Below are 3,842 nucleotides of genomic sequence, written 5' to 3' on the forward strand. Positions count from 1 at the left end.
AAAATCCACCCTTGTTGATTGACTTAATTTTTTTTGTAAAAAAATTTAAAAAACACTTGCACAGGAAAAAGAAACGCTCGTATATTTGCATCCGCTAAACGCAAGGGACGATGAAAACAATTTTGAAATTGCGGAAATAGCTCAGCTGGTAGAGCGCAACCTTGCCAAGGTTGAGGTCGCGAGTTCGAATCTCGTTTCCCGCTCCACACTCCACAAACGGGAAGCTTGGCTTCCCGTTTGTCTTTCTGCTCTTGGCAGACCTGCCGCCGCCAGGGCAGCCCTATGGGTGAACCTGCGACAATGGCCCGCTTGCCTCGATGGTGAAATGGGTAGACACAGCGGACTTAAAATCCGCCAGCCTTCACGGGCTGTACCGGTTCAAGTCCGGTTCGAGGCACCAGCAGGCTCTAGGCTTTTCCCGGCGTCGCCGGTACAGTGAGTTTCCATGACACGATACAACGCGCCCTTCGAAATCCATGTGCATGGAGATGTGCCGCTGCGGGATGACGTGGTGTTCAACCAGATTCAGGACGCCCTCAAGCCTTTGTGGCAATACGCCGGCGCCCGTTCGCTGGCTGCAGCAGCCGAGAGCGCTTATGAAGACGAGCCCGGCATCCGTTTCGACGCCGAGGCCCATGTGCTGCAGATGTGCTGGACGGTACCGGGCGACGAGGACTTCCGTCAGGTGATCGAAGAGGCCTGCATGGGCCTCAACGAGATCGCTTCGGCCGGTGCGCCGCTGGAAATTTCCTTCTACGACACCGAGTTCGACGAGGAAGAAGCGCCAGAGGATGAAGAGGCCCGTGACGATTTCATGATGTGTTTCGTTGGCCCGACGCCGGCAGCCATCATGCAGGTGCAGCGCGACCTGCTGGTGCAGGACGTGGTGCACATGATGGAGCGGCACTTCGATGCGTCCGAACTGGGCGAGGTGGTGGGTTCCATCGACAAGCTGTTCAACCAGCGCTTTGACGCCCTGGTCAACTCCATGCAGCTGGGCAAACCTCCGCGTGGGTACGGCGGCCCTTCGGGCCACGGTGGTCCGCGCAAGCCGCGGCACCTGCACTGAGTGGTGTGCTGAGGCCTGAGCGCATCGTCGCGCTCTAGCGGCTGGACTGCCGCGCACAGACGCTGCTTCGCGGCGCTCTTGGAGCGGTCATGGTCCTGTTTTCCCCCGATGCCCTGAACCCTGGCGTGCGCAAGCGCGAGGTGTTTGCCTGGGCGATGTACGACTTCGCCAACTCGGGCTACACCACGGTGGTGCTCACTGCGGTCTTTTCCGCCTATTTCGTGGGGGCTGTGGCGGGCGGCACAGAGTGGGCGACGTTCGCGTGGACGCTGGCCCTCGGTATTTCCAACGCGATCGTGATGTTCAGCATGCCGATGATTGGGGCTTGGGCCGATCAGCGCGGCGCGAAGAAGCGCCTGATGTTGGTCTCAACCGCGGGGTGCGTGCTGGGCACTGCTGCACTGTCTGCAGTGGGCCCTGGTGCCATATTGCTGGGCATGGTGCTGGTGGCGGTCTCCAACGTGTTTTTTGCCTGGGGGGAGTCTCTGGCGGCGGCGTTTTTGCCGGAGCTGGCGCGACCCGACGCCATGGGCAAGGTCAGCGGATGGGGCTGGAGCCTGGGCTATCTGGGCGGCATGCTGGCGCTGGGTCTGAGCCTGGCTTATGTGCTGTGGGCGCAATCGCGCGGCCAGACAGCGGCCGATTTCGTGCCCGTGACGATGGGCATCACGGCCGCCCTGTTCGGATTGGCGTCCACGGTGACTTTTTCCCTGCTGCGCGAGCGTGCAAATCCTGCGCAGACCACGGCTCCAACGCTGCGTTGGCGCGATGCCTTGCGGCAGTTGCGGGCGACTTTCGTGCAGGCCCGGGGCTACCGCGACTTCATGTGGTTGCTGGCCTGCGCGGTGGCGTACCAGGGCGGTGTGGCCGTGACGATCACGCTGGCGGCGATCTACGCAGAGCAGGTGATCGGCTTCGTCCAGCAGGAGACCATGGTGCTCATCTTTGTGTTGAACATTGCCGCTGCTCTGGGCGCGTTTGCCTTTGGCTACGGGCAGGACCGCCTGGGCCACAAGCGTGCCCTGGCCGTGACGCTGCTGGGCTGGGTGGTGACCTGCGTGATCGCGGCGTTGACCACCACCAAGGGCGGCTTCTGGTACGCCGCGGCCATCGCTGGGGTGTGCATGGGGTCCAGCCAGTCGGCTGGCCGGGCCATGGCGGGGTTGCTGGCGCCGCCGACGCGGTTGGCTGAGTTCTATGGTTTGTGGACGTTTGCCACCCGACTGGCCAGCATCCTCGGTCCGCTGAGCTACGGGGCCATCACCTGGGCCTCGGGTGGCAACCAGCGGGTTGCGATTGCGGCGACGGCGCTGTTGTTCGTCGGAGGGCTGTTGCTGCTGTGGCCTGTGGACATGGCACGCGGCCGCGCACGTGCCCTCCAAGGTGGCGCTGGCCGCTGAGCGGCTCGTCAGCAGACCCAGTGCGCCGCAGGTGTCTCGATGCCCAGCCAGCGCCGGGCAACAGCACCAAGTGCTTCGGGCTCGCTGGTCGAGAGCAGGGTCAACCGGGGCAGGGCAGCGCAGGACAGCGGTGAGCGCTCGTGCAGCACCTCGCGGGTGCGGCGTGCCACCGGGGCGCCGGTCTCCACCAGCCGCACCGACGGGCCGCACAGGCGTTGCAGCAACTCGGCCTCGAACGGGTAGTGGGTGCAGCCCAGCACCAGGGTGTCGATGGGGGCATCGGCAGGCGTCTGTTGCTGCAGCGCGGCGACGTAACGTTCGCACAGCGTGCCGGTCAGTGCCTGGTCCCCGCGCTCGATGGCGTCGGCCAGCCCATCGCAGGCTTGGTTGTGGAAGTGGGGCGGGTGTGCGCCATCGCCCGCATGTTCCAGCCGTTCCTGCAGCTTGTGGTAACGAGCGCTGGCCAGGGTGCCACGCGTGGCCATGACCCCGATGTGCCTCGACCGACTCAGTGCCGCGGCGGGCTTGAGCGCAGGCTCCACGCCCACGAAAGGCAGGTCGTGGTGGGTGTGGCGCAGCGCGTCGATGGACAGTGCGGTGGCCGTGTTGCAGGCCACCACCAGGGCGTCGAGTGGGGTCTCGCGCCGCAGTTGCGCCACGATGCGCTGCGACCGCTCGGTCACCTCGTCGGCCGTGCGTTCACCATAGGGCGCATAGGCACGGTCGGCCACGTAGACGAAGCGTGCATGGGGCAGTTCGGCCAGCAAGGCCCGCAGCACACTCAGGCCGCCGACCCCGCTGTCGAAAACGCCGACGGTGTGACCGGGATGGCTCAAGCGCTGGCGACGGAAATGCCCTTGAATTCGCCCGTGGCGATGCGCTTGCTCCACTCGGCCGGGCCGGTGATGTGCGCACTGGTACCACCGGCGTCGACCGCCACGGTGACCGGCATGTCCACCACGTCGAACTCGTAGATGGCTTCCATGCCCAGGTCGGCAAAGCCCACGACCTGGGCGGTCTTGATGGCTTTGGACACCAGGTAGGCTGCGCCGCCCACGGCCATGAGGTAGGCGCTCTTGTGCTTCTTGATGGCTTCGATAGCGACCGGGCCACGCTCGGCCTTGCCGACCATGGCGATCAGGCCGGTTTGGGCCAGCATCATTTCGGTGAAGCCGTCCATGCGGGTGGCGGTGGTGGGGCCGGCGGGGCCGACCGCTTCGTCCTTGACCGGATCGACCGGGCCGACGTAGTAGATGACGCGGTTGGTGAAGTCGACCGGCAGCGGCTCGCCCTTGGCCAGCATGTCCTGGATGCGCTTGTGCGCGGCGTCCCGACCGGTCAGCATCTTGCCGTTGAGCAGCAGGGTGTCGCCC

The 3,842-nt window shown here is 64.8% G+C and carries 4 protein-coding genes and 2 tRNA genes; 4 read left to right on the forward strand and 2 right to left on the reverse strand.

All coding sequences use genetic code 11. From position 1 onward, the window contains the following. Positions 1-130: 130 nt before the first annotated feature. The 4 genes from ACR2JA_RS16685 (at position 131) to ACR2JA_RS16700 (ending at position 2,469) form a co-directional block, all read left to right on the forward strand. Positions 131-206: transfer RNA gene (locus ACR2JA_RS16685), tRNA-Gly, on the forward strand. Between the two features lie 105 nt (positions 207-311). Continuing rightward, positions 312-400 (forward strand) — tRNA-Leu (locus ACR2JA_RS16690). Positions 401-445: 45 nt separating this feature from the next. After that, a complete protein-coding gene (locus ACR2JA_RS16695; RefSeq protein ID WP_434010200.1) occupies positions 446-1,069 on the forward strand; it encodes a DUF6806 family protein in 624 nt (207 codons plus the stop codon). Between the two features lie 89 nt (positions 1,070-1,158). Continuing rightward, entirely contained in the window at positions 1,159-2,469 is a 1,311-nt protein-coding gene (locus ACR2JA_RS16700; RefSeq protein ID WP_434010201.1) for an MFS transporter, read from the forward strand. An 8-nt stretch (positions 2,470-2,477) separates the two neighbouring features. Here the strand turns inward: ACR2JA_RS16700 and murI are convergent, their stop codons facing one another. Together murI and ACR2JA_RS16710 are read right to left on the reverse strand one after the other, a co-directional pair. Next, entirely contained in the window at positions 2,478-3,305 is an 828-nt protein-coding gene (gene murI, locus ACR2JA_RS16705; RefSeq protein WP_434010202.1) for a glutamate racemase, read from the reverse strand. Then, the coding region (locus tag ACR2JA_RS16710; protein ID WP_434010203.1) for a fumarate hydratase C-terminal domain-containing protein at positions 3,302-3,842 on the reverse strand (541 nt) is incomplete at its 5' end. The genes ACR2JA_RS16710 and murI, both read right to left, overlap by 4 nt.

The organism is Hydrogenophaga sp., from assembly GCF_051007235.1.
Lineage (GTDB): Bacteria > Pseudomonadota > Gammaproteobacteria > Burkholderiales > Burkholderiaceae_C > Hydrogenophaga.